Here is a 22,968-nt window from a genome sequence, read left to right as displayed (position 1 = left end):
TGGATTCTTGGTGACCTCAGCTGACGGGGCGACCGGCAGTACGGACGTGCAGATCCTCGAGAAGGTGATCTACGAGGTCAAGCGGGTCATTGTCGGGCAGGACCGGCTGGTCGAGCGCATTCTGGTGGGGCTCCTCGCGAAGGGGCACGTGCTGCTCGAGGGCGTGCCGGGTGTCGCCAAGACGCTGGCGGTGGAGACCTTCGCCACCGTCGTCGGCGGTTCGTTCTCCCGGGTGCAGTTCACCCCGGACCTGGTGCCGACCGACCTGGTCGGTACCCGGATCTATCGGCAGGGCCGGGAGGAGTTCGACACCGAGCTCGGTCCCGTTGTCGCGAACTTCGTGCTCGCCGACGAGATCAACCGGGCGCCCGCGAAGGTCCAGTCCGCCCTGCTCGAGGTGATGGCCGAGCGGCACGTCACCATCGGCGGCAAGACGTTCCCCATGCCCGAGCCGTTCCTGGTGATGGCGACCCAGAACCCGATCGAGAGCGAGGGCGTCTACCAGCTGCCCGAGGCGCAGCGCGACCGCTTCCTGTTCAAGGTCCTCGTGGACTACCCGTCCGTCGAGGAGGAGCGCGAGATCGTCTACCGGATGGGTGTCGCGGCTCCCGAGCCGAAGCCGATCCTGGATCCGGCCGAGCTGATCCGCCTGCAGAAGGCGGCAAGCGCCGTCTTCGTGCACCACGCCCTCGTGGACTATGTGGTTCGCGTCATCGCGGCCACCCGCACCCCTGCCGACCTCGGCATGACCGACGTGGCCGGGTGGATCGCCTACGGTGCCTCGCCGCGCGCGACGCTCGGGATCATCGCCGCCTCACGCGCGCTCGCGCTGATGCGCGGCCGCGACTATGTGGTGCCGCAGGACGTGCTCGAGGTGATCCCGGACGTGCTCCGCCATCGCCTGGTGCTCTCCTACGATGCCCTCGCGGACGATGTCTCGCCCGACGACGTCATCACCAGGGTCTTGCAGAGCGTCGGTCTCCCGCAGGTCGCGGCCCAGCCGGTCGCCCCGCCCGTGCAGGCCCAGAACGGGGCGGTCGCCCCGCAGGTGGCTCCGCAGTCGAACGGCACGCCGCAGCAACAGGCTGTCGCCGACCCGACCGCGTCGGTCGGTGGCCAGCAGCGGTGAGCGCTCCGGCTCATCGTGACGGCGGCGCGCTGCCCTCGTTCCGTTCGGGCGAACTGCGCAACCCGGAGCTGTCCGCGGCACTGCGCACCCTGGAACTGACGGTTCGCAGGCGGCTCGACGGCGTCCTGCACGGCGAGCACCTCGGGCTGATCCCGGGGCCGGGCACCGAATCGGGCGACGCCCGCGAGTACCAGCCCGGCGACGACGTCCGGCAGATGGACTGGTCGGTGACCGCGAGGACGACCCATCCGCACGTGCGGGAATCCGTCGCCGACCGCGAGCTCGAGACGTGGCTGGTCGTCGACCTGTCCGCGAGCCTGGACTTCGGGACGACCGGGGCCGAGAAGCGCGACCTCGCGGTGGCCGCCGCGGCCGCCGTCACCCACCTCACCAGCGGGGGCGGCAACCGGATCGGCGCCATCGTGGCGACCGGCGAGCGGACCGTGCGCATCCCCGCGCGCGGCGGCAGGCTGCACGCGCAGGCGATGCTCCGCAAGATCGCGACCACCCCGCACGCCCCGGACGGGGTGCGCGGTGACCTGCGCGGCGCGATCGAGTCGCTGCGCAGGCCCCAGCGCAGGCGCGGTCTCGCCGTGGTGATCAGTGACTTCCTCGGTCCGATCGACTGGGAGCGGTCGATGCGTGCGGTGTCCGGTCGGCATGACCTGCTCGGCATCGAGGTGCTCGATCCCCGCGACCTGGAGCTGCCGGACGTTGGCGACGTCGTGCTGCACGATCCGGAGACGGGTCGGACCCGGGAGTTCCACACCAGCCCTGCGCTGCGCGCGGACTTCGCCGCGGCCGCGCAGGCGCACCGTCGCGCGGTCGAGCACACGCTGCGCGGGTGCGGGGCGCCCGTCCTTGCGCTGCGCACCGACCGGGACTGGATCGCTGATGTCGTTCGCTTCGTGGCGTCGCGCCGGCACAGTTATGGTGCTCGGGTGAATCGGGTGCCGCGCCAGTGAGCTTCGCTGATTTCGCGTCCCCCATGTGGTTGGCGTTCCTGGTGGTGGTGGCGGCCCTCGCCGTCGCCTACGTCCTCGTCCAGCGGACCAGGCACAAGCACCTGCTCCGGTTCTCCAACCTCGAGCTCCTCGAGAAGGTCGCCCCGTCGCGGCCGGGGCGCTATCGGCACGTGCCGACCGCACTGGTGCTGTGCGGACTGTTGCTGCTCACGGTGGCGCTCGCGGGCCCGACGTCGGAGAAGCGGGTGCCGAGGAACCGTGCCACCGTGATCATGGTGATCGACGTATCCCTGTCGATGAAGGCCACCGACGTGGAGCCGACCCGGTTCGACGCCGCCAAGGCCGCCGCGAAAGACTTCGCGGACGGGCTGACGCCCGGGATCAACCTCGGGCTGGTCGCGTTCGCGGGGACCGCCTCGGTCCTGGTCTCGCCGACCATCAATCGCGAGGAGACCAAGACCGCGATCGATCACCTCAAGCTGAGCGAACGAACGGCGACCGGCGAGGCCATCTTCACCTCGCTGCAGTCGATCGAGACGCTCGGCGCGGTCCTCGGCGGCGGGGATCAGGCGCCGCCCGCGCGGATCGTGCTCCTCTCCGACGGGAAGCAGACCGTCCCCGACGATCCCGACGCCCCGCGCGGCGGCTACACCGCGGCAAGGGAGGCGAAGGAGAAAGGCGTGCCGATCTCGACGATCTCGTTCGGCACCACCTACGGCACCGTCGACATCGAGGACGAGCGGATCCCGGTCCCGGTCGACGATCCGTCGCTCCGGGAGATCGCGAACCTCTCCGGCGGTAGCTTCTTCACGGCGTCCAGCCTCGAGGAACTGCGCAAGGTCTACGACACCCTCGAGGAACAGATCGGGTTCGAGACGACCAGGGGCGACGCCAGCAGGCCGTGGCTCGTGCTCGGGGTGCTGTGCACCGCAGCGGGGCTCGCCCTGGCCTTGGTTCTGCGCCAACGCCTGCCCTGACGGGTCCATGACCCGTCACAATTTCACCGACCGACGCCAACGCGGCGTACCCGAACAGATAGGTTGATCGCATGTCGAACACCCCCTCTCCGTCTCGTTCCGTGCTCGTGACCGGAGGCAACCGCGGCATCGGCCTCGCGGTGGCCCAGCGTCTCGCGGCGGACGGCCACAAGGTGGCGGTCACGCACCGTGGTTCCGGGGTTCCCGAGGGCCTGTTCGGTGTGAAGTGCGACGTCACCGACGCGGAGTCGGTCGACCGCGCGTTCACCGAGGTCGAGGAGCACCAGGGTCCGGTCGAGGTGCTGGTCGCCAACGCGGGCATCACCGACGACACGCTGCTCATGCGGATGACCGAGGAGCAGTTCACGAACGTCATCGACGCGAACCTCACCGGTGCCTTCCGCTGCGCCAAGCGGGCCAACCGGGGCATGCTGCGGGGGCGCTGGGGCCGGATGATCTTCCTCGGTTCGGTGGTGGGCATGGCCGGTCAGGCCGGGCAGATCAACTACGCAGCCTCCAAGGCCGGTGTCATCGGCCTGGCGCGCTCGGTGACCCGCGAGCTGGGTTCGCGGTCGATCACCGCGAACGTCGTCGCACCCGGCTTCATCGAGACCGACATGACCGCCGACCTGCCGGAGGACATGAAGGAGATGGCGAAGAAGTTCATCCCGCTGCAGCGAGTCGGCAAGGCGGAGGACGTCGCGGCCGTGGTCAGCTTCCTCGCGTCGGAGGACTCCGCGTACGTCTCCGGTGCGGTCATCCCGGTGGACGGCGGCATGGGCATGGGCCACTAGTCCCGCTCGAAGCGCAACCAACACACAGACTTTCACCTACAGGAGTACAAGCATGGGCGGATTGCTCGAAGGCAAGACGATTCTCGTCACCGGCATCATCACCGATTCGTCGATCGCGTTCCACGCGGCGAAGGTGGCGCAGGAACAGGGCGCGAAGGTCATCATCACCGGCTTCGACCGGCTGCGGCTGATCGACCGCATCGCGCAGCGCCTGCCGCAGCCGGTGCCGCCCGCGATCGAGCTGGACGCCACCAACGAGGAGCACCTGAGCGCGCTCGCCGACCGGGTCCGCGAGGTGGCGCCGGAGGGTGTCGACGGTGTCCTGCACTCGATCGCCTTCGCACCCCGGACGCTGATGGGGCCCGACGCCAAGCCGTTCCTCGACGGCCCGGGACCCGACGCGGCCAAGTCGTTCGAGATCTCGGCGTGGAGCTACGCGGCCCTCGCCCGCGCCGTGCTCCCCGTCATGAACGAGGGTGGCTCGATCGTCGGCATGGACTTCGACCCGCGCACGGCGATGCCGTACTACAACTGGATGGGCGTCGCGAAGGCCGCGCTCGAGTCGGTCAACCGGTACGTGGCGCGGGAGGTCGGCGAGGCGAAGAGGATCCGCTCGAACCTGGTCGCAGCCGGTCCGATCAAGACCCTCGCGGCGAAGGCGATCGCGGGCACCGCGACCGACGACGCGAAGCAGCTGAACCAGCTCCAGTCCTACTGGGACGGCGCGTCGCCGATCGGCTGGGACGTCGGGGATCCGACCGCGGTCGCGAAGTCGATCTGCGCGGTGCTCTCGGACTGGTTGCCTGCGACGACCGGCTCGATCATCTACGTCGACGGCGGGGCCAGCCACAACATGTGGTTCCCGGAGGGTTTCGCGGGCTGACACGCCGATGACCGAGTACGACGCCCTGCTGCTGCTCTCCTTCGGCGGACCCGAGAAGCCCGACGACGTCCGCCCGTTCCTGGAGAACGTGACCAGGGGCAGGGGAGTGCCGCCCGAGCGCCTCGACGAGGTGGTCGAGCACTACCTGCACTTCGGTGGGGTGTCGCCGATCAATCGGCTCAACCGCGACATCATTGCCGCGGTCGAGGCCGAGTTCGCCGATGCGGGAATCGAGTTGCCGATCTACTTCGGCAACCGCAACTGGCATCCGATGGTCGAGGACACCGTCGCTCGCATGCGCGACGACGGTGTCCGCTCGGCGCTGGTGTTCCCCACCTCGGCGTGGGGCGGCTATTCGGGTTGCAGGCAGTACCACGAGGACATCGTGCGGGCGAGGACCGCGGTCGGAGACGGTGCTCCCACGCTGGTGAAGCTGCGTCAGTACTACGACCACCCACTGCTCATCGCCGCGTTCGCCGAGGCCATCGGCGCGGCCCGTGAGCAACTCCCGGCGCACCAGCGTGCCGGGGCAAGGCTCGTGTTCACCGCGCACTCCATTCCGGTCTCCGCGGACGCCTCCGCAGGCCCGCCTGCCGACGGTGGCCGGCTCTACAGTCGTCAGGTCGCCGAGGCGGCGCGGCTGTGTGCCGACTCGGTCGGCGTCGACGAATACGACCTGGTCTGGCAGTCGCGGTCGGGCCCGCCGCAGATCCCGTGGCTCGAGCCGGACATCTGTGATCACCTGGACGCGCTCGCCGCGGCGGGTTCCGAGGCCGTCATCGTGTGCCCGGTTGGCTTCGTCTCCGACCACCTCGAGGTGATCTGGGACCTGGACACCGAGGCAAGGGACAGGGCCGCCGAGCTCGGATTGGGCTACGTCCGGGTCGGCACGCCCGGCACCGATCCCCGTTTCGCGCAGCTGGTTTCGGCGCTGGTGCGGGAGTTGACGGACGGCGGCAACCCGCAGCGGCTGGGCTCGGAACCGCTGTACGGGGCCGGCACGAACGGCGCCCTGTGCGCGGTGGCGTGCTGTGAGCCGCCGCGCAGGCCGGGGCGCTGACCGCTCGTATCAGCCGGAGATCTGTTGCAGGGTCCAGCTGTTCCCGTCCGGGTCGGTGAAGGCCGCGTAGGAGACGGTCGGCTTGCCAGGCGCGCCCATCTCCTCGACCTCACCCATCTCCACGCCGCGGCCCGCGAGTTCGGCACGTGCACCGTGGATGTCGTCGACGACCAGGTGCAGGCCCTTCACCGAACCGGGAGTGGTGTCGACGATGCCGATGCCGAAACAGATGGAGCAGGCTGACCCGGGCGGGGTCAGCTGCACGACGCGGAACTGATCACCCGCGCTGTGGTCGTGGTCGAGCGTGAAGCCCGCCTTGTCGACGTAGAAGGACTTCGCACGCTCGACGTCGGCGACGGGAAGCGGTACGAGTTGGAGTCTCAGGTCCACGGTTGTCTGCCCTCTCCTGGGTGTGTGTGGGTCGGGAACGGTCACCGAGGATCCTCCTCCGATGACGACGGTGTCAGGCATGCGCGCACCGGCGTAGTGTTCGGACCGTCGGAACCTGGAGAGGCGATGGTGCTGATGCGTACCGACGGAGACACCTGGGACATCGTGAGTAGCGTGGGCCGCACCGCGTTGGGGGTGGCGACCTTCCGGGCGCTGGAATCGGAGCGCCCCGACCCGCTGATCACGGACGGGTTCGCTCGCTGGTTCGTCGAGGCGGCCGGAGACGAGCACTTCACCGGCCTGCTGGCCGACCCGTCCCCACTCGAGGCGATGCCGTTCTTCTTCCCTGGTTTCATGGGCGTGCGGACCAGGTTCTTCGACGAGTACTTCACCGCGGCCACGGGCGAAGGGGTGGGGCAGGCGGTGATCGTGGCAGCCGGACTGGACGCGCGGGCGTACCGCCTGGACTGGCCGCCGGACGTGACGGTCTTCGAGGTCGACCAGCCGAAGGTACTGGACTTCAAGTCCGGCGTGCTCGACGCGCACGGTGCCCGGCCGAAGGTCGCTCGCCTGCCCGTCGCGGTCGACCTTCGCGAGGACTGGCCTGCCGCGCTGGAGGCGGCGGGCTTCGACCCGGGCAGGCAGTGCGCCTGGTCGGCCGAGGGTCTGTTGCCATACCTGCCGGGCGCAGCGCACGACGCGCTGTTCGAGCGGATCGACGGTCTCTCGGCCCCCGGCAGCCGGATCGCGCTCGACGGATTCGGAAATGCGACGGACGTGCGACGGTTCCTTGCGTTGCGGGACAAGTACTTCGGGGGCAAGCCCTTCGGAGACGTCGACGTCGAGGCGTTGTTCTACGACGACGAACGGGCCGACCCGGCGCAGTGGCTGACCGAGCACGGATGGACCGTGCGGCGGTTCAGTCCGGTCGAACTCACCACGGCCTACGGTGTCGAGGTCCCGGATCTACCCGACGACCTCGTGGAACTGGCGCAGACACCCGCGTACCTGACGGCCACGAAATAGCGACGGGTCACACCCGCGGCCGGGCCGCTCGTACGGTCGCGGCGACCGCCCCGAGACGGGCCGCCCGGATGGTCGACCAGAGCGGCCGGAGGGTCTCCTCGCGCGCCGCAACGCCTGCGGCGGTCTGCGCCCGGACCCCGGTCTCGCCCGCGACGGTGAGGATCGCGGCGACCTGGTCGGCGGTGTCGAAGATGCGCAGCGCGCGATCGGGAGTGGAGTCGGGGTAGCTGTGGTGCGAGAATTCCTCGACCGCCTCGGCGACGCGGGCGCGAGGGTCGCGGTCGTCGCCCGCGAAACCGCCGCGCATCGACGCGAGCGTGTCGGCGGCCTCGCGGACGGCGCGGCGCATCTCGAACTCGGCCTCACCCAGCCCCATCTGTTCGACGGGCTGCGGGATGGTCGGCACCGGGAACACCGTCCAGCGCAGCACATCCGGCCCCTCCACGGTCGGAACGATGCCGATCCCCTGCCTGCCGGGCGCGCCGACCAGGATGCCTTCCTCGGCGTGGATGGCTGCAGCGGCGAATTCGGTGCCGGTCGGCAGTCCGCGGACATCGCCAGGTGCAGGCAACACGAGGGTGAGCTGGGTGTCGGGATCCTCGGTGCCGAGCCTGCGGGCGATCCGCATCAGCACGATCGGTCCGTTGTCCTGGAGTTGCGGCCATGGCAGGTCAAGGCGCAGTGCCACCTCGGCATCGCCCGCCCCCACCAGGTGCATGGGCGCCCAGGACTGGACGGCGTCGATGACGTCGTCCGGGGAGCTGGTGCCGGCGAGCCAGGCGGCGGCCCACACGGTGAAGGTGGTGCTGGGACAGGACACGGTATTCCAGCATAGGTCGGCGTGGCGGGCGGCGACCAACCGAATCGGTGTCCTAGCGTTGGCGACCGTGAGTTCACGCGACATGTACGGCGGAAACATCTTCTCCGGCCACACCCGTAGCCGACGACCGGAGTACCCGAAGGTCCCCGCGGACAAGGGGCTCGTGGTCGAGGACTCGGCGACCGGCTATTGCGGCGCCGTGGTCGGCATGGAGAAGACGTACGACGGCGATTACGTCCGTCTCGAGGACGCGCGACGCCAGACGCGACTGTTCGCGATGCGTGAGGCGGCCTTCCTGATCGACGGCAAGCCGGTGACCCTGGTGCGGCCGACCGCTGCGAAGAAGCCGGCCGCGGCCACCCGGTCCGCGTCCGGTTCGACCCGGGTGGAGGGGCTCAAGGCGCGCACCGCCCTACCCAGCCGGATCTGGGTGGAGGGCATCCACGACGCCGCGCTCGTCGAGCGGGTCTGGGGCCATGACCTGCGGGTGGAGGGCGTCGTCGTCGAGCACCTGGAGGGACTCGACAACCTGGCCGACCGGCTGGCCGAGTTCCGGCCGGGACCGGGCCGCAGGGTGGGCGTGCTCGCCGACCATCTGGTGGAGGGCTCGAAGGAGTCCCGGATGACGCAGAACGTCGGACCGCACGTGCTGGTCACCGGGCATCCGTACATCGACGTGTGGGAGGCGGTGCGGCCCAAGGCGGTCGGCATCGCCGCGTGGCCGAAGATCCCTCGCGGCCAGGACTGGAAGACGGGAATCTGCCGGGAGCTGGGCTGGGGGACCCCGCAGGACGGGTGGCGCCGCGTCTACGGTGCCGTGTCCAGCTTCCGCGACCTGGAGTCGCCGCTGATCGGCGCGGTGGAGCGGCTGGTCGACTTCGTCACCGCCGCGGACTGACCCCGCCGCGGACTGACCCCGCCGTCGTTTCCCGGGCTGCACTCGAGGGGAACTCTGGTTAGATGGTGTTGTGGCAGCACTTGTCTGGCTGATAGCAGGGGTTTTGCTGGCCGCCGCGGAGGCATTGTCGGGGGATTTCTTCCTGCTGATGTTGGCAGGCGGCGCCTTTGCCGCGGCCGGGGTCAGTGCGGTGACCGACTGGCCGGTGTGGATCGACGCGGTGGTGTTCGGCGTGGTGTCGCTCGCGCTCGTGGTCGGGGTGCGGCCCGCGTTGCTGCGCCGCTTCGCGAAGCCGCCGCTGCTGCCGACCAACGTCGAGGCGCTGACGGGCAAGCACGCGCTGGTGCTCGAGGAGGTTGCCGAGCACGCCGGCCAGATCAAGCTCGGGGGCGAGGTGTGGACCGCCCGCCCGCTCGACAGCTCCGATGTGTATCCGCCGGGGACGACCGTGACCGTGATGGAGATTGACGGCGCGACCGCCGTCGTATGGAGGGGACCGTAAATGGCCGCATTGATCGTTCTTGCCGTCATCGTGCTGCTGGTGGTGATCGTGGTGGCGAAGTCGGTCGCCCTGGTCCCGCAGGCGGAGGCGGCAGTCATCGAGCGGCTCGGCCGCTACGCGAGGACGGTGTCCGGCCAGCTGACCTTCCTGGTGCCGTTCGTCGACCGGATCCGGGCCAAGGTCGACCTGCGCGAGCGAGTGGTGTCCTTCCCGCCGCAGCCGGTGATCACCCAGGACAACCTGACCCTGAACATCGACACCGTCGTCTACTTTCAGGTCACCAACCCGCAGGCCGCGGTGTACGAGATCAACAACTACATCGTCGGCGTGGAGCAGCTGACCACCACGACGCTGCGCAACGTGGTCGGCGGCATGACCCTCGAGGAGACACTGACCTCGCGCGATTCGATCAACGGGCAGCTCAGGGGGGTGCTGGACGAGGCCACCGGCCGCTGGGGGCTGCGCGTGGCCCGCGTCGAGCTCAAGAGCATCGATCCGCCGCCGTCGATCCAGGAGTCGATGGAGAAGCAGATGAAGGCGGACCGCGAGAAGCGGGCGATGATCCTCACGGCCGAGGGCCACCGCGAATCCGCCATCAAGACGGCGGAGGGCGACAAGCAGTCGCGGATCCTCGCGGCGGAGGGCGCCAAGCAGGCGTCGATCCTCAGCGCGGAGGGCGAGCGGCAGTCCCGGATCCTGCGTGCGCAGGGCGAGCGGGCCGCGAAGTACCTGCAGGCACAGGGTCAGGCGAAGGCGATCGAGAAGGTGTTCGCGGCCATCAAGGCGGGTAAGCCTACGCCGGAACTGCTTGCGTACCAGTACCTTCAGACCCTGCCGCAGATGGCGCAGGGTGATGCGAACAAGGTGTGGCTGGTGCCGAGCGACTTCGGGGATGCGCTGAAGGGCTTCGCGCGGACCCTCGGGGCGCCAGGGGAGGACGGGGTTTTCCGGTACGAGCCCAGCCAGGCTCAGGAGGATCTGCCGAAGCCGGAGGACGACTCGGCGGAGGTCGCCGACTGGTTCGAGACGAAGTCGGACCCGACCGTCGCGCGCGCGGTCGCGGCGGCGGAAGCCGTTGCGCGCCAACCCGTCGACACCTCGCTGGTGCCCGAGCACCAGCTCGAGCGCCACGAGGCGAGCGAGCTGCCTGCCGGCCCGGCGGATCCGGGCGGGCAGCTGCCGCCCGCGTAGTCGTAGGCGCTCGCTCAGGGGGTGTGCGCGGGCCGACCGACGACCGATGCGACCACGGCGAGGACGGATGCCGCGAGACGCTCGGTCTGGTCGGTCCGGATGCAGTGCAGCACCATGTCGGGGTTGATGCTGGCCAGCATGACCCTGGCCAGCATCTCGGCGTCGAGATCGGGTCGGGCCTCCGCGAGCAGCGCGGCGATGTGCCCGTACCAGAATTCGTGAATCGCCTCGGTCTGCGCGTCGGCGGTCGCGTTGTCGAAGGCGATCATCAGCTCGACGTTGTCCACGACCAGCCGGAACATCGCGTCGAAATATGCGAGCAGCCTGTCGTCTGCTGGCGCGCCGGGGCCGAGCGGCGGCTCGCCGCTGATGACGGCGTCGCGAAGGTGGTGCGCGCGCTCGACAACAAGGGCCCGCATCAGTCCGGCGCGGTTGCCGAACCGGTGGAAGACGGTTCCCTTGCCGACACCTGCCGCTGCCGCGATCTGCTCGATCGAGACATTCTCGGCGCCGAACTCGCTGAGGAGGGCATCGGTCGCCTCGAGGATCGCGCGACGGTTACGGACGGCGTCGCTGCGCTCCCGTGTTGATTCGTTACCCACCCGTGTACCTCCATTGACAAGTTGACCGACGGTCCATAACGTGACCGTTGTCCGGTAACTGGACCGGCGGTCAAATTAGGGGGAGTCGATGCGGGCAATAGTAATGACATCGGTTGGGGGACCCGACGTGCTCGTCGAGCGGGACGTGCCCGCGCCGGAGCCTGCGGTCGGGGAGGTGGTGATCCGAGCCGAGGCGATCGGGGTCCATTTCGCCGAAACGCAGCTCCGCTCAGGCATCTTCCCGTCGCCGATCGTCCCCCCGTTCGTTTTCGGGGGCGAGGCGGCGGGAACGGTCGTCGAGGTGGGTGAGGGCGTCGACCGGGGCATGATCGGCACACGGGTGATCGCGATGACCGATGGCACGGGCGCCTACGCCGAGCGCGTGGTGGCCGCGGCCGCCGCGACGGTCTTGGTTCCCGACGGGCTTTCGTTGGCGGACGCGGTGGCGGTGGCGGTGCCGGGTGCGGTGGCGTTGACGCTGCTGCGTGCTGCTGGCCTGCGGGGTGGGGAAGTGGTGCTCGTGGAGGCCGCCGCGTCGGGCGTCGGCGCCTACCTGACCCAGTTGGCAGGAGAGTTCGGTGCGGCGCGGGTCCTCGCCACCGCGGGCACCGGCGACAAGCGCGAACGGGCGCGCTCGTTCGGCGCCGACGACGTGGTCGATCATTCCGGACCGGATTGGCCGGGCCGCGTGCGGGAGGTCCTCGGTGGTGCGACCCTCGACGTCGTCTTCGAGTCGGTCGGCGGCGAGTCCGCGGCCCAGCTCCTGGATCTGATGACCCCGCTGGAGGGCCGAATGCTGTGCTACGGGTTGCTGAGTGGCCGGCCTGCCGCCGTGGGGCCAGTGGACCTGATGCAGCGAGGGCTCACGCTCACGGGCTGCAGCGGGCCCGCGTGGCTGGGGCGTGTCGCGGCGGCCAGAGCAGAGATCCTCGAGCGTGCGGCCGCTGGAACCGTCACGCCCGTTGTCGACTCGGTTCTTCCCCTCGGCGACGCCGCGCTGGCGCACGAGAAGATCGAGAAGCGGGTCGCGACGGGGAAGGTGATCCTGGCGCCGACCGTCAGGTGCTCCAGCGATTAAGTGATGAGCCCCTTGGCGACCCCGCACACCGCCACCGCCCACAGCACGCTGGTGAAGGTGCCGATGATGAACTGTTCGGACGCGTGGGGTTCGCGCAGTTCGGGGTAGCGCGCGAGGCCCTTGACCGCGAGCACGATCGCGAGGCCCTCGGGCCAGCCGGCCAGGATGGCCACCGCGACGGCGGTGCGCTCGAGTACACCGATGATCCGGCCGCCGTAGAGCGGACCCTTCTCGGGCGTCGGTCCCGCGTCCTCCTGGCGCTTGGCGATGCGAAATGCCGCGCGTACCAACGGCGCTCCGCCGGTGGCGGCCGCAAGCACCGCGAGCACCAGGGTGGCGCCGAGTGCGAATCCGGTGACGGGCCGGGTCGCCGTTGCGGCGAGTGCGGCGCCGCCGAGGGCGAGCGTCGTGACGGTCGGGCTGATCCACGGCCGGATCCGGCCGCCGGCGAGCACCACAGGGCACAGCGCGGCGAGGCCGAGCAGGACCAGGGCGAGCGTGGTCATCGGGCCGCCTCCTGGAGTAGTCGCCCGGCGAGGGTGCGTCCGGCGCACTCCGCCTGCCATCCGGCCACGGCCAACCGCTGCGAGACGGCCTGCTTGCTGATGCCGAGTCGCTCCGCGGCCTCGGCCTGGGTGAGTCCCTCCCTCATCGCGGCGACCGCGTCCCGGCCCGGCTCGGACCGCCTCGACATGAGCGCCGACACCAGCATGAGCGCGGCTTCCGCGTCGGCGGCGGACGCGGTGTCGGGGCCGGTGACGGCGATCGAGCCGGGCAGGTTCTTGGCCCGATCGACCGCGTCCCTCGCGGCCTCGTAGGCAGGCCCGCGGCCGGCTCGGGTGCTGGCGGGCAGGGGGCTCTCGACGGGGCCGATGCCGATCCCCACGCTCCAGTACCCGCGTGCCGCCAGTTCGAGTGCGAGGTCGACGACCAGGTCGGCCCGGTCCGCCACGGCCTGCACCTCGTCGCCCGCGGTTCGCTCGAAGGGACGCAGCAACGGTGCGTCCGCGAACTCGTGCAGGAGCGGATCGACGCGGTCCACGTCGCGGCGGCTGCCGCGCTGGTCGACCGTCATGACGAACATCTGTCAAGGCTAGGAACTAGATTTTATGAAGTCAAGGTTCTTCACTTGACGAGTCGTGGTCTAGCGCGCGGGCTTGACCTCGGTGCTGTCGCTCGGGGTCGGCACGCCCATTCGGGCGTCCAGCACCAGGCCGATGACGCCGACGGCGATGCAGGCAGCGGAGAAGGCGAGCAGCGCCGGGTTGGTGTCGCCGCCGAGGGCGTTGCCGAGCACCACGACACCGATGGTGCCGGGCAGCACCCCGGCAAGGGTGGCGAGCATGTAGGGCAGGAGCCGGACCGACGACACGCCGCTGCAGTAGTTGATCACCGAGAACGGAACCGCGGCGATCAGCCGCAGCGACCCCACGGCCAGCCAGCCCCGCCGGGCGAGCCGATCGTCGATCGCCTGGATCGCCGGGTGGGTCATCCGCGACGCGAACGCGTCACGTCCGACGGCGCGCACGAGCAACAGCGCCAGCACGGCGCTGACGGTGGTCGCGGCGACAGCGATCAGGATCCCGGTCGCGGCGCCGAACAGCACCCCGGCGCTGAGGGTGAAGACGGTGCGCGGGACCGGGGCGACCGTGACGAGGGCGTGCACGGCGAAGAACACCAGCGGGAAGGCGGGGCCGATGGAGCGCGACCACTCCCGAACCTGCTCGATGGACGGATGCGGGACGATCAGCGCGGCGATCAGCAGCGCGGCGGCGACCAGCAGCCCCGCGATCAGCTTCGGATCACGAAGGTGCCTGGTCACGTTCGCCAAGAGTACCCGCGGCCGTACGCGGTGCCCGGTCTCCCGGCGTGGCGCGGCGGCAGGTGACCGTCGCGACCCCGCATTCGCGGCCGTCGGCGTCCGTGCACGTGACCCGGCTGACGACCACCCGGCGCCCGGCCCGCAGCACCTCGGCCTCGAAGACGGCCGGGCGGTCGAGCGGCACGGTCCGGAAGAAGTTGATCCGCAGGGAACTGGTGTCCATGGCGCCCGCCGACCCGGCCGCCGCCGCGTTGCCCGCGAGATCGTAGGCGCAGGCCTGCACGCCGCCGTGCATGACACCGAGCGCGTTCGCGAGCGACCGGTTCGGTGGCACGGTCAGCCGCGCGCCGCGGTCGGTCCGTTCGAGGGTGCCGCCGATCGCCTTCAGCGGCGTCGTCGAGGTCGGCACGGAATTGCTTGCCGGTTCGAGCGGGCGGTCGTCGCGGGATTGCTGGACGCCGTCGATGAAGTTGCCCCAGGCCGTGCCGGTGGCGACCAGTTCGCCGGTGGCGTCGAACACCCGAACCGAAGCCATCGCGCCGTCCTCGCCGCGGGTCTCGAGCCTGCCCTCGGCGGTCAGGTGCGACCCGGTCCAGCCGGTCGGCCGGACGAAGTCGACTGACAGGTCTGCGCTGACCAGTCCCGCCCGATCGCCGCGTCGCTCGTACATGGTGAAACCAAGGCAGTCGTCGAGGAGCACCCCGAGCGAGGCGGTCTCGCCGTGCGATTCGGGCGCGCCCAGGTCCATCGTCATCCGGTTCACCTCGCCTGCGCGGGTGGCAGGGCTGACCCGGAACAGGGCCTGCGGCGTCCTCCGCTCGGCGCCCGTCCTGAGGTTCGCAATGCTCATTGGGTGGAGGTTACCGAAGGATAGGTGATCCAGGCGATAGTGGCCGAAAGGGTGCGGCTAGCATCACAGAAACAATGACTGTGTCCGAATATGGAGAGGAAGCAGACACCGTGTCACAAGCTCCTGTGTCACACGCTTCACAGGCCGAGGACGCTGCACGCGACTACGCGAAGTGGCAGAAGGCTGTGGCCGCGGTGCTGGCGAAGGCCCGCAAGGTCGATGTGGCTGACATGCCCGCCGAGCCCGAGCGGCTGCTCGACACCACCACATACGACGGTGTGACCGTTGCGCCGCTGTACACGCGCCGCGACGAGACCCCCGAAACCACCCTCCCGGGGGAGTTCCCCTTCATCCGAGGCCGGGACGCCCACCGCGACGTGAATCGCGGCTGGCTCGTCAGCGCTGGATTCGGTGCGGGAGAGGCTGATCCGAAGGTCGTCAACCAGGCGATCCTGGACGGGCTCGAGAACGGCATCAGCGCGATCTGGCTCAGCGCGGGCGGCGGCGACGTGCCCGCGGCCGCGGTGGCGCAGGCCCTGGACGGGGTGCTGCTCGATCTGGCGCCGCTGACCCTCGACGCCGGCGCCGAGACGGCCGCCGCCGCGGAGGCGGTGCTGACGCTGCTCGACGAGCGCGCGGCCGCAGGCGACGGCGTGACGGATCGCTCGGCGGTCACGGTCGGTTTCGGTGCCGCACCGCTGACCAGTGCCTTCTCGGGTCGCGGCGACATCGACCTGGCCGCAACCGTCGCCCTGGCGCAGGCCGCGGCGGGCCGGGCCGAGACGGTCCGCGCCATCACCGTCGACGGCACCGCGTTCCACAACGCGGGCGCGAGCGACGCCGAGGAACTGGGTGCGGCGATCGCGGCCGGACTGGAGTACCTGCGCGCGCTCACGGGTGCGGGCGTCACGATCTCGGCGGCCCTCGGCCAGATCGAGTGCCGGTTCTCCGCCACCGACGACCAGTTCCAGACGATCGCGAAGTTCCGTGCGGCTCGGCAGCTCTGGGCCCGTATCGCGCAGGTCTGCGGGGCCTCCGAGTTCGGCGGTGCGCCGCAGCACGCGGTCACCTCGGCGGCGATGATGACCCAGCGTGACCCGTGGGTGAACATGCTCCGCACCACCCTCGCGGCCTTCGGCGCCGGCGTCGGTGGGGCCGACGCGGTGACCGTGCTGCCCTTCGACGCCGCGGTGCCCGAGGGCACGCTCGAGACGTCGAAGTCGTTCGGGGCCCGCATCGCCCGCAACACCCAGCTGCTGCTGCTCGAGGAGTCCCACCTCGGCCGGGTGCTCGACCCCGGTGCCGGGTCCTGGTACGTCGAGGACCTCACCGCCGCCATCGCGGCGGGTTCGTGGGAGTTCTTCCAGCAGATCGAGGCCGACGGCGGCTACGCGGCCGCGCTCGAGTCCGGTCTGATCGCGGACCGGATCGCGGCCACCCGCGCCGCCCGTGAGTCGGACATCGCGCACCGCAAGACCGCGGTGACCGGGGTCAACGAGTTCCCGAATCTCGACGAGAAGCCGCTGCCGCTTGACGCGCAGTCGCCGCTCGCCGAGGTCGCCCGGTACGGAGCCGCCTTCGAGGCGCTGCGGGACCGGTCGGACAAGTACCTGGCGGACAACGGATCCCGGCCGAAGGTGTTCCTCGCCGCGCTCGGCCCGGTGGCCGAGCACAACGGTCGCACCACCTTCGCCTCGAACCTGCTCGCCTCGGGCGGCATCGAGGCCGTGAACCCGGGCACCCTCGACCTGGCCACCGTGGCAGGCATCGTGCGCGAGGCAGGCACCACCGTCGCGGTGCTCTGCGGCACCGACAAGCGGTACGTCGCCGACGGCGTCCCCGCGGTGGACGCGCTGCGCGCGGCCGGGATCACCACCGTGCTGCTGGCCGGCCCGGAGAAGACCTTTGCCGAGGCGGAAGGCCAGGACCGTCCCGACGGATTCCTCACCGCCCGCATTGATGCGGTGTCGGCGCTCGCCGACCTGCTCGACACCCTGGGAGTGAAATGACCACCCGCGAGGTCAAGCACGTGATCGGCAGCTTCGCCGACGTGCCGCTGACGGACCCGGATTTCCCCGCGCCGCAGGCGCCGACCGCCGACCAGGTCGCCGCGCACGTCGCCGAGGCGGCGGCCGCCAACAACTACACCGCCGACGAGGTGGTGTGGTCAACGCCCGAGGGCATCGACGTCAAGCCGGTGTACACGAGGGCGGACCGCGACGAGGCCCAGTCCGAGGGCTACCCCCTCGACAGCTTCCCCGGCGCGGCCCCGTTCCTGCGCGGGCCGTACCCGACGATGTACGTCAACCAGCCCTGGACCATCCGCCAGTACGCCGGGTTCTCCACCGCGGCCGAGTCCAACGCCTTCTACCGCCGCAACCTGGCCTCCGGGCAGAAGGGCCTGTCGGTCGCCTTCGACCTCGCGACCCACCGCGGCTACGACTCCGATCACCCGCGCGTGCAGGGCGACGTCGGAATGGCCGGTGTGGCCATCGATTCCATCCTCGACATGCGTCAGCTCTTCGACGGCATCGACCTCTCGCAGGTGTCGGTGTCGATGACGATGAACGGCGCGGTGCTGCCGATCCTCGCGCTCTACGTGGTGGCAGCGGAGGAGCAGGGCGTCACGCCCGACCAGCTGGCCGGAACCATTCAGAACGACATTCTGAAGGAGTTCATGGTCCGTAACACCTACATCTACCCGCCGAAGCCGTCGATGCGGATCATCTCCGACATCTTCGCCTTCACCAGCGCGAAGATGCCGAAGTTCAACTCGATCTCCATCTCCGGTTACCACATCCAGGAAGCCGGGGCGACCGCCGACCTGGAGCTGGCGTACACCCTCGCCGACGGCGTCGAGTACATCCGGGCCGGCCTCGACGCGGGCATGGACATCGACGCGTTCGCGCCTCGCCTGTCGTTCTTCTGGGCCATCGGCATGAACTTCTTCATGGAGGTCGCCAAGCTGCGCGCGGGCCGCCTGCTGTGGAGCGAGCTGGTCGCGAAGTTCGACCCGAAGTCGAGCAAGTCGCTGTCGCTGCGCACCCACTCGCAGACCTCCGGGTGGTCGCTCACCGCGCAGGACGTGTTCAACAACGTCGCGCGTACCTGCGTCGAGGCGATGGCGGCGACCCAGGGCCACACCCAGTCGCTGCACACCAACGCGCTCGACGAGGCCATCGCGCTGCCGACCGACTTCTCGGCCCGTATCGCCCGCAACACCCAGCTGCTGCTGCAGCAGGAGTCGGGCACCACGCGCCCGATCGACCCGTGGGGCGGCTCGAACTATGTCGAGTGGCTCACCCACGAGCTCGCGAACCGCGCCCGCGCGCACATCGCCGAGGTCGAGGCGGCAGGCGGCATGGCGCAGGCCATCGGCGAGGGCATCCCGAAGCTCCGCATCGAGGAGGCCGCGGCCCGCACGCAGGCCCGCATCGACTCGGGCAGGCAGCCGCTGATCGGCGTCAACAAGTACGTGCCCGACGAGCCGGACAGCATCGAGGTGCTCAAGGTCGACAACACGAAGGTGCGTGCCGAGCAGCTCGCCAAGCTCGAGCGCCTGCGCGCCGAGCGCGACGAGGCGGCCACGCAGGCCGCGCTCGCCGAGCTGACCAGGGCTGCCTCCTCCACCGAGGGTGGCATGGAGAACAACCTGCTGGCCCTCGCCGTGAACGCGGCCCGCGCCAAGGCCACCGTCGGCGAGATCTCCGACGCGCTGGAGAAGGTGTACGGGCGTCATCAGGCCGAGATCCGGACCATCAGTGGTGTGTACCGGGACGAGGCCGGAAAGGCGGAGAACATTTCCACCGCAACGGAACTCGTCGAGAAGTTCGCGGAGGCCGAGGGTCGCCGCCCGCGTATCGTCGTCGTGAAGATGGGCCAGGACGGCCACGACCGCGGCCAGAAGGTGATCTCCACCGGCTTCGCGGACATCGGATTCGACGTCGACGTGGGACCGCTGTTCCAGACCCCCGAGGAGGTCGCCCAGCAGGCGGCCGACGCCGACGTCCACATCGTCGGTGTGTCCTCCCTCGCCGCCGGACACCTCACCCTGGTGCCTGCGCTGCGGGAGGCCCTCGCCGCGGTCGGTCGCTCCGACATCATGATCGTGGTCGGCGGCGTCATCCCGCCCGGCGACTTCGACGAGCTGTACGAGGCCGGCGCCGCGGCGATCTTCCCGCCCGGCACGGTCCTCGCGGACGCCGCGATCGGTCTGCTGCAGAAGCTGTCGGAACAGTTGGGGCACGATCTGAGTGCCAGCTGACAGGCCTGCCCTCGATCTGACGGCCCTCGGCGATGCCGTGCTCGCGAACAAGCGCGCACAGCTCGCGAAGGCCATCACGCTGGTCGAATCGACCAGGGCCGACCACCGGGAGCAGGCGCAGCAGCTGCTGCTGCGCCTGCTCCCGCACGCGGGCGGCGCGATCCGGGTCGGCATCACCGGTGTCCCGGGGGTGGGCAAGTCGACCACCATCGAGGCGCTCGGCATGCACCTGCTCGAGCTCGGTCACAAGGTGGCGGTGCTCGCGGTCGACCCGTCGTCGACCAGGACCGGCGGCTCGATCCTTGGCGACAAGACCCGGATGCAGAACCTGTCGGTGCAGCCGAATGCGTACATCCGGCCGTCCCCGACCTCGGGCACGCTCGGCGGTGTCGCCAAGGCCACCCGCGAGACGATGGTGCTGCTCGAGGCCGCCGGCTACGACGTGATCCTGGTCGAGACCGTCGGCGTCGGGCAGTCCGAGGTGACCGTGGCGAACATGGTCGACACGTTCACCTTCCTCACGCTCGCCAGAACGGGCGATCAGCTCCAGGGCATCAAGAAGGGCGTGCTGGAGCTGGCCGACATCGTGACGGTGAACAAGGCCGACGGCAAACACGCGATCGAGGCCAAGGCCGCGGCGCGCGAACTCGCTGGGGCCCTGCGGTTGATCTACCCGCACGACGCGCTGTGGAAGCCGCCGGTGCTGACCATGAGCGCGCTGGAAAACGTTGGCGTGGACAAGTTCTGGGACACCGTGCTCCGGCATCGGAAGGTGCTGGGCGATGCGGGGGAGCTCGAGGCCAAGCGTCACCAGCAGCAGGTGGACTGGACCTGGTCGATGGTGCACGACCAGCTGCTGCGCCGGCTCGAGACCGACGCCGAGGTCAAGGCGATCCGCCACGATGTCGAGCAGCAGGTGCGGGACGGCTCGCTGACCGCGGCGCTGGCCGCGCATCAGATCCTGGACGCCTTCGACAGTTAGGCGGTGCGGCCCGCATCGTCGAATCCTGGCTGACAACCCGGGTCGTGCCTGTCGCGACCCGGGTTGTCACCTGTCTGTACCATGTCGGTGCCTCTGCGGTTTGCTGAACGGAGTTTGTGTGGCACAGAAGGATTGGCAGTGGACTCGTCCGTTGTGACATCGCGGGGCGATGCCGACGCGGCCGCGTCACGCGGTGGTCGGACCCGATTCAGAACCGCGCTCGCCACGACCGGGCTGCTCGCCGCGGTCGCAAGCGCAATGGTGGTGCCGCCGTTGCTTGCGCACTCGACCGCCGATCAGCTCGACCGGTTGTCCGAATCGGACGAAGTCGAGGAATCCGCCGCATCCTCGGAGATCACCTTCCCCGAGGGTGTGGGGAGTTCTGCCGGCCTGATGGCACTCGCCGCCGCCTACACACAGGCAGGCAAGCCGTATCGATGGGGCGGAACCGGGCCCGACGCGTGGGACTGTTCGGGCCTCGTGCAGTGGGCATTCGGGCAGGCCGGAGTGGATCTGCCGCGGGTGAGCGAGGATCAGGCGCTGGCAGGCGAACCGATTCCGGTCGAGGCGATGGCTCCCGGCGACGTGATCACCTTCCGTAATGCCGCCGACCACGTTGGCATCTACGCGGGTTTCGGGCAGGTGTTCAACGCATACGACGAGGATGTCCCGATCGGCTTGACCGGGCTCGCCGACCTGCCACCCATCCACAACGTGCAACGCTTCTGAGCTACGCGTCAGCGCTGCAGCGCTGACGCGACGAGATCGTGTCCGAGGTCGTATCGGATGCCGTCCGGGTTCACCAGGCCCGGTCCGCTGTACCAGGATTCGTCGGCCTCCGGGTGGGGGCCGACCAGGCCGACGCGGCCACTGCCGTAGGGGCTGACGACGGCAGCGACGGTGTCGTTCGGGTACCGGGCGAGCACCGTGGCACCGATCGCGCCCCAGTCGTCACCGGGCACCCTGAACACCGCGCCGTCCTGGAAGAACAGGTGACGTCGCTCATCGCGCCACGTCACCTCCACGACGGTGTCCTCGGTGTCGTCGACGGTGGCCTCGTCGGTTCCGATGTACTGCCGTACCCGCCCAGGGAACAGGTTGTAGCCCGGGTCGGCGCCCGCGAGATAGGCGCCGAGGCAGAAGCCGAGGTAGGTGCCGCCCGACGCCACCCACTCACGCAGGTGTGGCGCGTAGCCCCGCACGCGGCGCCACGCGGGGTCGAGGGTGCCGCCGCCCGGTTGTGCGTAGAGCGTTGCGCCCGCGAGGGATTCGGGTGTGACATCGACCTCTTCGTCGGGACCGCAATACACCGGACGCAACGGTGTCGGGGCCGACTCGAGCAAGCGAGCCACGGACTCGGCGCATCCGGCACACGTCGCGGGACCGCGGTACACGAGTGCGACGGGGCGGTCGTCCCCGAGCAGCCGCGGAAGGCCGACGGCGGCGGCCGCGCCGATTGCGCCGGCACCGGCCGCTCCGATCAGGAAACGCCGCCGCGTCACCCGGCCCGCGGTTCGGCTCACCTGCGGCCTCCCCTGGACTCGACGGCCCGGCGGACCCGGGTGGTCACGGCGGTGACGAGACCCTCGAGGGGGCCGCGACCGGCGGTCGCGCGCCAGGCGAGTGCCACGACGCAGATCACCAGGACCTGCCGCAGGTAGCCCTCCGTGGCGTCGTACATGTCGAAGTCGGAGTTGATGAACATGATGTGGCCGACGTAGACGGTCAGTGACATCGTGCCGACGGCAACCAGTGGCGCGGTGACGATGTTGACGGCACGAGCCAGGGGCGGCCGGCCGATCCGGAACAGCAGCAGGCACAGGCCGAGGACCAGGAGCGAGCTGCCAATGGTGTTCATCAGGTCCAGCGAGGTGCCGGTGTGCGGGCCGTTGACCCCCAGCCACCACCAGGTGTCGGTGGGCACGGTGCCGTCGGAGCCGAACGCGAGGACTTCCGCGAGGGTGTCGGGATCGGTGATCGCCTCGAGTCGGTTCAGGCCGTCGAACGGGTGTAGCACCATCCAGGACAGGGTGGCGGATAGAGAGACGAGCAGCGCGCCGAAACCGGTGAGCCAGGCGTTGATCCGGAGAGACGAGAGGTCGAGCCGTCCCACCACGATGCCCACCAGCACGTAGGTCATCCACACGACCACCGGGAACTCACCGGTGAAGAGCAGATTGGCCAGCGACTCGATCGGCTTGACCAGCACTGTCTCCCAGGACAACTGCCGGGTGAACGGCTCGGGGAGGTGAGGGCGCACGAGCTGGCTGAGCGCGGGCATCAGCGCGGCGGACGCCACGGCCAGCACCGCCAGTGTGCGGGTGCCCAGATACACCAGGGGCACAGCGAGCAGGAACATGACGGCGTAGTAGGGAAGGATCACCACCCCGTAGTCGATCTCGGTGTATCCCAACGACAACCCGATCAGCCCGAGCATCCCGGCGCGGGCGACCAGCGACGCGGCGGTGCCGCGAGACTGCGGCCCGCGCGGCAGGCGGCGACGACCGGACAGAAAGGCGATCGCGACTCCGGCCAGCACCGCGAACATCGCCGATGCGTGTCCGGCCGAGAGGCTGTACGACATGGTCGGGTTGCCGTCGGCGTCGTAGTCGTCCAGTGAGTGCACAGCGATCATGCCGAGCACGGCCAGGCTGCGGGCCAGATCGATGCCGCGCAGGCGGATCCGCCGCCGTGCGGGGGTGGCGGCAACGGGAGTGTCGGTCAGTGTCGTCATG

General features: G+C 70.0%; 24 protein-coding genes. 15 read left to right on the top strand and 9 right to left on the bottom strand.

Annotated elements, in window-relative coordinates:
* The first annotated feature begins 10 nt into the window (after positions 1 to 10).
* The 6 genes from BR31_RS28955 (at position 11) to BR31_RS0116320 (ending at position 5,808) form a co-directional block, all read left to right on the top strand.
* Positions 11 to 1,129: a chaperone MoxR1 gene (locus BR31_RS28955; protein WP_442970217.1), complete on the top strand. Its 1,119-nt coding sequence runs from the start codon at positions 11 to 13 to the stop codon at positions 1,127 to 1,129.
* Entirely contained in the window at positions 1,126 to 2,094 is a 969-nt protein-coding gene (locus tag BR31_RS0116340) for a DUF58 domain-containing protein (protein WP_027501906.1), read from the top strand. Before BR31_RS28955 ends, BR31_RS0116340 begins: the two co-directional genes overlap by 4 nt.
* Positions 2,091 to 3,071, top strand: a complete 981-nt coding sequence (locus BR31_RS0116335) for a VWA domain-containing protein (protein WP_027501905.1) — start codon at positions 2,091 to 2,093, stop codon at positions 3,069 to 3,071. Before BR31_RS0116340 ends, BR31_RS0116335 begins: the two co-directional genes overlap by 4 nt.
* A 71-nt stretch (positions 3,072 to 3,142) precedes the next feature.
* Positions 3,143 to 3,865, top strand: coding sequence for a 3-oxoacyl-ACP reductase FabG1 (gene fabG1 / locus BR31_RS0116330; RefSeq protein WP_027501904.1), 723 nt, complete (start codon positions 3,143 to 3,145; stop codon positions 3,863 to 3,865).
* 52 nt (positions 3,866 to 3,917) lie between these two features.
* On the top strand, positions 3,918 to 4,748 hold the full coding sequence (gene inhA, locus BR31_RS0116325) for an NADH-dependent enoyl-ACP reductase InhA (protein ID WP_027501903.1): 831 nt from the start codon (positions 3,918 to 3,920) through the stop codon (positions 4,746 to 4,748).
* 7 nt (positions 4,749 to 4,755) lie between these two features.
* Positions 4,756 to 5,808: a ferrochelatase gene (locus tag BR31_RS0116320; protein ID WP_027501902.1), complete on the top strand. Its 1,053-nt coding sequence runs from the start codon at positions 4,756 to 4,758 to the stop codon at positions 5,806 to 5,808.
* A gap of 9 nt (positions 5,809 to 5,817) precedes the next feature.
* On the opposite strand, the gene BR31_RS0116315 is transcribed toward BR31_RS0116320, so the two are convergent.
* Positions 5,818 to 6,198: a glyoxalase superfamily protein gene (locus BR31_RS0116315; RefSeq protein WP_027501901.1), complete on the bottom strand. Its 381-nt coding sequence runs from the start codon at positions 6,196 to 6,198 to the stop codon at positions 5,818 to 5,820.
* Positions 6,199 to 6,333: 135 nt separating this feature from the next.
* Here BR31_RS0116315 and BR31_RS0116310 point away from each other — a divergent pair, with 135 nt between their 5' ends.
* Positions 6,334 to 7,224, top strand: a complete 891-nt coding sequence (locus tag BR31_RS0116310; RefSeq protein ID WP_027501900.1) for a class I SAM-dependent methyltransferase — start codon at positions 6,334 to 6,336, stop codon at positions 7,222 to 7,224.
* A gap of 7 nt (positions 7,225 to 7,231) precedes the next feature.
* Here the strand turns inward: BR31_RS0116310 and BR31_RS0116305 are convergent, their stop codons facing one another.
* Entirely contained in the window at positions 7,232 to 8,044 is an 813-nt protein-coding gene (locus tag BR31_RS0116305) for a hypothetical protein (RefSeq protein ID WP_027501899.1), read from the bottom strand.
* Between the two features lie 82 nt (positions 8,045 to 8,126).
* On the opposite strand from BR31_RS0116305, the gene BR31_RS0116300 reads away from it, so the two are divergent.
* From BR31_RS0116300 to BR31_RS0116290, 3 genes are all read left to right on the top strand, one after another.
* Complete coding sequence (locus tag BR31_RS0116300) at positions 8,127 to 8,942, top strand: DUF3097 domain-containing protein (RefSeq protein ID WP_037176917.1); 816 nt, start codon at positions 8,127 to 8,129, stop codon at positions 8,940 to 8,942.
* A 70-nt stretch (positions 8,943 to 9,012) separates the two neighbouring features.
* The gene (locus BR31_RS0116295; RefSeq protein ID WP_027501897.1) at positions 9,013 to 9,444 is read left to right on the top strand and encodes an NfeD family protein; all 432 of its coding nucleotides are present in this window, start codon (positions 9,013 to 9,015) and stop codon (positions 9,442 to 9,444) included.
* Complete coding sequence (locus BR31_RS0116290; protein ID WP_027501896.1) at positions 9,445 to 10,635, top strand: SPFH domain-containing protein; 1,191 nt, start codon at positions 9,445 to 9,447, stop codon at positions 10,633 to 10,635.
* Positions 10,636 to 10,649: 14 nt separating this feature from the next.
* Here BR31_RS0116290 and BR31_RS0116285 read toward each other — a convergent pair whose 3' ends face one another.
* Complete coding sequence (locus BR31_RS0116285; protein ID WP_027501895.1) at positions 10,650 to 11,237, bottom strand: TetR/AcrR family transcriptional regulator; 588 nt, start codon at positions 11,235 to 11,237, stop codon at positions 10,650 to 10,652.
* Positions 11,238 to 11,340: 103 nt separating this feature from the next.
* On the opposite strand from BR31_RS0116285, the gene BR31_RS0116280 reads away from it, so the two are divergent.
* Positions 11,341 to 12,315 (top strand): quinone oxidoreductase family protein, encoded by a 975-nt coding sequence (locus BR31_RS0116280; RefSeq protein ID WP_156042514.1) that lies wholly within the window; start codon positions 11,341 to 11,343, stop codon positions 12,313 to 12,315.
* Here BR31_RS0116280 and BR31_RS0116275 read toward each other — a convergent pair.
* From BR31_RS0116275 to BR31_RS28950, 4 genes are read right to left on the bottom strand one after another with little or no spacing between them, the layout of a single operon-like run.
* A complete protein-coding gene (locus BR31_RS0116275) occupies positions 12,312 to 12,821 on the bottom strand; it encodes a hypothetical protein (RefSeq protein ID WP_027501893.1) in 510 nt (169 codons plus the stop codon). The genes BR31_RS0116280 and BR31_RS0116275 overlap by 4 nt on opposite strands.
* Positions 12,818 to 13,399, bottom strand: a complete 582-nt coding sequence (locus tag BR31_RS0116270) for a helix-turn-helix transcriptional regulator (protein WP_027501892.1) — start codon at positions 13,397 to 13,399, stop codon at positions 12,818 to 12,820. Before BR31_RS0116270 ends, BR31_RS0116275 begins: the two co-directional genes overlap by 4 nt.
* 60 nt (positions 13,400 to 13,459) lie before the next feature.
* Positions 13,460 to 14,137 carry a TVP38/TMEM64 family protein gene (locus BR31_RS0116265; protein ID WP_027501891.1) on the bottom strand — a complete coding sequence of 226 codons (678 nt, stop codon included), beginning with the start codon at positions 14,135 to 14,137 and terminating at the stop codon, positions 13,460 to 13,462.
* On the bottom strand, positions 14,118 to 14,987 hold the full coding sequence (locus BR31_RS28950) for a PaaI family thioesterase (protein ID WP_081830522.1): 870 nt from the start codon (positions 14,985 to 14,987) through the stop codon (positions 14,118 to 14,120). The genes BR31_RS0116265 and BR31_RS28950 overlap by 20 nt, the downstream gene beginning before the upstream one ends.
* Positions 14,988 to 15,112: 125 nt before the next feature.
* Here BR31_RS28950 and BR31_RS0116255 point away from each other — a divergent pair, with 125 nt between their 5' ends.
* The 4 genes from BR31_RS0116255 to BR31_RS0116240 all read left to right on the top strand — a co-directional run bounded on the left by BR31_RS0116255 (position 15,113) and on the right by BR31_RS0116240 (position 20,962).
* On the top strand, positions 15,113 to 16,996 hold the full coding sequence (locus tag BR31_RS0116255) for a methylmalonyl-CoA mutase family protein (RefSeq protein ID WP_027501890.1): 1,884 nt from the start codon (positions 15,113 to 15,115) through the stop codon (positions 16,994 to 16,996).
* The gene (scpA, locus tag BR31_RS0116250) at positions 16,993 to 19,251 is read left to right on the top strand and encodes a methylmalonyl-CoA mutase (protein ID WP_027501889.1); all 2,259 of its coding nucleotides are present in this window, start codon (positions 16,993 to 16,995) and stop codon (positions 19,249 to 19,251) included. Before BR31_RS0116255 ends, scpA begins: the two co-directional genes overlap by 4 nt.
* A complete protein-coding gene (meaB, locus tag BR31_RS0116245) occupies positions 19,241 to 20,233 on the top strand; it encodes a methylmalonyl Co-A mutase-associated GTPase MeaB (protein ID WP_027501888.1) in 993 nt (330 codons plus the stop codon). The genes scpA and meaB overlap by 11 nt, the downstream gene beginning before the upstream one ends.
* 258 nt (positions 20,234 to 20,491) lie before the next feature.
* Positions 20,492 to 20,962: a C40 family peptidase gene (locus tag BR31_RS0116240; RefSeq protein WP_051637491.1), complete on the top strand. Its 471-nt coding sequence runs from the start codon at positions 20,492 to 20,494 to the stop codon at positions 20,960 to 20,962.
* Between the two features lie 8 nt (positions 20,963 to 20,970).
* On the opposite strand, the gene BR31_RS28945 is transcribed toward BR31_RS0116240, so the two are convergent.
* On the bottom strand, positions 20,971 to 21,756 hold the full coding sequence (locus BR31_RS28945; RefSeq protein WP_231496513.1) for a BPL-N domain-containing protein: 786 nt from the start codon (positions 21,754 to 21,756) through the stop codon (positions 20,971 to 20,973).
* Positions 21,753 to 22,967, bottom strand: coding sequence for a heparan-alpha-glucosaminide N-acetyltransferase domain-containing protein (locus tag BR31_RS0116230; RefSeq protein WP_027501886.1), 1,215 nt, complete (start codon positions 22,965 to 22,967; stop codon positions 21,753 to 21,755). Before BR31_RS0116230 ends, BR31_RS28945 begins: the two co-directional genes overlap by 4 nt.
* Position 22,968: the final 1 nt, after the last annotated feature.

Origin of the sequence: Rhodococcus sp. UNC363MFTsu5.1 (assembly GCF_000686785.1) — a bacterium.
GTDB lineage: Bacteria > Actinomycetota > Actinomycetes > Mycobacteriales > Mycobacteriaceae > Rhodococcus_G > Rhodococcus_G maanshanensis.
Note: the sequence above shows the minus strand (reverse complement) of the source record. Positions and strands in the feature narration are given on the sequence as shown.

What these genes read in the sequence shown, in the direction of transcription:
- fabG1 (WP_027501904.1), top strand. Translation starts at nt 3,143, where the DNA reads ATGTCGAACACCCCCTCTCCGTCTCGTTCCGTGCTCGTGACCGGAGGC.
- inhA (WP_027501903.1), top strand. Translation starts at nt 3,918, where the DNA reads ATGGGCGGATTGCTCGAAGGCAAGACGATTCTCGTCACCGGCATCATC.
- BR31_RS0116320 (WP_027501902.1), top strand. Translation starts at nt 4,756, where the DNA reads ATGACCGAGTACGACGCCCTGCTGCTGCTCTCCTTCGGCGGACCCGAG.
- BR31_RS0116310 (WP_027501900.1), top strand. Translation starts at nt 6,334, where the DNA reads ATGCGTACCGACGGAGACACCTGGGACATCGTGAGTAGCGTGGGCCGC.
- BR31_RS0116300 (WP_037176917.1), top strand. Translation starts at nt 8,127, where the DNA reads ATGTACGGCGGAAACATCTTCTCCGGCCACACCCGTAGCCGACGACCG.
- BR31_RS0116290 (WP_027501896.1), top strand. Translation starts at nt 9,445, where the DNA reads ATGGCCGCATTGATCGTTCTTGCCGTCATCGTGCTGCTGGTGGTGATC.
- BR31_RS0116280 (WP_156042514.1), top strand. Translation starts at nt 11,341, where the DNA reads ATGACATCGGTTGGGGGACCCGACGTGCTCGTCGAGCGGGACGTGCCC.
- BR31_RS0116275 (WP_027501893.1), bottom strand. Translation starts at nt 12,821, where the DNA reads ATGACCACGCTCGCCCTGGTCCTGCTCGGCCTCGCCGCGCTGTGCCCT.
- BR31_RS0116270 (WP_027501892.1), bottom strand. Translation starts at nt 13,399, where the DNA reads ATGTTCGTCATGACGGTCGACCAGCGCGGCAGCCGCCGCGACGTGGAC.
- BR31_RS28950 (WP_081830522.1), bottom strand. Translation starts at nt 14,987, where the DNA reads ATGAGCATTGCGAACCTCAGGACGGGCGCCGAGCGGAGGACGCCGCAG.
- scpA (WP_027501889.1), top strand. Translation starts at nt 16,993, where the DNA reads ATGACCACCCGCGAGGTCAAGCACGTGATCGGCAGCTTCGCCGACGTG.
- BR31_RS0116240 (WP_051637491.1), top strand. Translation starts at nt 20,492, where the DNA reads ATGGTGGTGCCGCCGTTGCTTGCGCACTCGACCGCCGATCAGCTCGAC.
- BR31_RS0116230 (WP_027501886.1), bottom strand. Translation starts at nt 22,967, where the DNA reads ATGACGACACTGACCGACACTCCCGTTGCCGCCACCCCCGCACGGCGG.